The sequence below is a fragment of the Sphingobacterium bovisgrunnientis genome (genome assembly GCF_009829085.1).
GTDB lineage: Bacteria > Bacteroidota > Bacteroidia > Sphingobacteriales > Sphingobacteriaceae > Sphingobacterium > Sphingobacterium bovisgrunnientis.
In genome coordinates, this window is sequence record NZ_WUQY01000075.1 from 1 (window position 1) to 1,723 (window position 1,723).

1 protein-coding gene and 1 pseudogene are annotated in these 1,723 nt (G+C 37.1%); both read left to right on the plus strand.

The window, feature by feature from the left end:
- Positions 1-99 precede the first annotated feature (99 nt).
- Positions 100-306 carry a hypothetical protein gene (locus tag GOQ16_RS17125; RefSeq protein WP_132778533.1) on the plus strand — a complete coding sequence of 69 codons (207 nt, stop codon included), beginning with the start codon at positions 100-102 and terminating at the stop codon, positions 304-306.
- A gap of 58 nt (positions 307-364) precedes the next feature.
- Positions 365-1,723, plus strand: a pseudogene (locus GOQ16_RS17130) (transposase); the annotation flags it as partial.

Sequence of the window (1,723 nt, forward strand, 5' to 3'; positions counted from 1 at the left end):
CTTGACTTTGGCTGTTTACTAGATATTTTAAAAAAAATGCGATGATTTTTGATTTATCGCATTTTTTTTATAACTTAACATCTAGTTAAACAACTAGATGTGGGATATCCAACAAAAGTTCAAGTGATTAAACGCGCTAAAAGTGAACAGTGGTATGTTAACTTTCCAGCCGCAGTTGCTCAAGCTATTGAATTTCAACAAGGAGAAATTGTAGAGTGGGTAATAGATGATCATCAGCGACTTGTTCTTCAACGAAGTGACGAGTCTGTAAAAGACCTTAAAAAAAAACTTCCCAAAAAAGCATAATCGCTCATTTTCAATATCTTTTTGAACATGTAGTTCGGCTTTTAATCAACACCGTACCTTTCAGAGAGCCCGCAGTTTAGCATTGGGTTTGCTATGTAGTCTAGGTCGATGTACAGTGACTGGTATGTTAACAGCAAGTGGCAATCAATTTAAAGATTGGTCTGCAGCATACCGTCTATTTAAGGGGAGCCGAATGAATCTAAAAGATATTTTTGGGGTAATTCGAAAACAAGTTGTTCTTTTGAATGAATCAGAGGATAGGTATATCTATGCGCACATGGACGATACCCTATTGCGAAAGACAGGGAAGAAAATATATGGTTCAGGTTGGCTACGTGATCCATTAGGCCCTCCGTTTGCTAATAATTTTATTTGGGGACAGCGATTTATTCAAATATCACTATCCCTTTTACAGAAAGATATTTATGGTCCCTCACGTGCTATTCCTGTAGATTTTTTACATTGTCCTCCAATTGCTAAACCTGCGAAAGATGCTAGCGAGCAAGAAGTAGCAATTTTTCGTGAACGGCAGAAGAAAGAAAAAATGAGCGCAGTAGGTATTGAGCGAATTATACAGTTGCGTCAAGATTTGAATCAAGATGGATACCAATTGCGAAAACTCATACTCAGTGTAGATGGTAGCTATACCAATGAGACCGTGCTACGCAAATTACCTGAAAATGTGGTTTTGTTAGGACGTATTCGTAAGGATGCTAAACTGTATGCTTTACCTACGCAAGAGAAAAAACCTGGTTCCCGCGGACGTAAAGCCTATTATGGGCATGAGTTACCAACGCCAGAACAAACCAGGAAAGATGACGCTGTACCTTATCAGTCTATCGAGGTTTGGGTCGCTGGAAAGATAAGAGAATTACAGGTAAAAGTGCTCAAGGATATACGTTGGAAAAAATCTGGTGATAAAAATTTAATGTTGATTGTAATCAAGCCTATTGGATATAGATTAACTAAAAAGTCTAAATTACTCTACCGAAACCCCGCATATTTAATCTCCACTGATCAAGAAATAAATCTCAAAACTTTAGTTCAATCCTACATACGAAGATGGGAAATCGAAGTGGGGTTTAGAGATCAAAAAAGCTTAATGGGGTGTGGACAAGCACAGGTGAGAGAAAAACAAGCCGTGCAAAAAGTGCCAGCGTTCTTATCAGCTTGTTACGGTATGCTTTTACTTGCTTCACACAAAGCTAATCAACTAAATAATGATAAACTTCCAGCTCCAAAATGGTATAATAAACAAGGACAAAATAGAACAACAACAGGTGACATATTAAATGCGGTTAGGTTAGAAAACTGGGCTATAAGCTCAAAAATCAATTTAACCGACTTCGTGAACATTGAAAATAAATTAGCGAAACAAGGTAAAATCATGAATAATGCTGTTTCTTCTTTCATATAT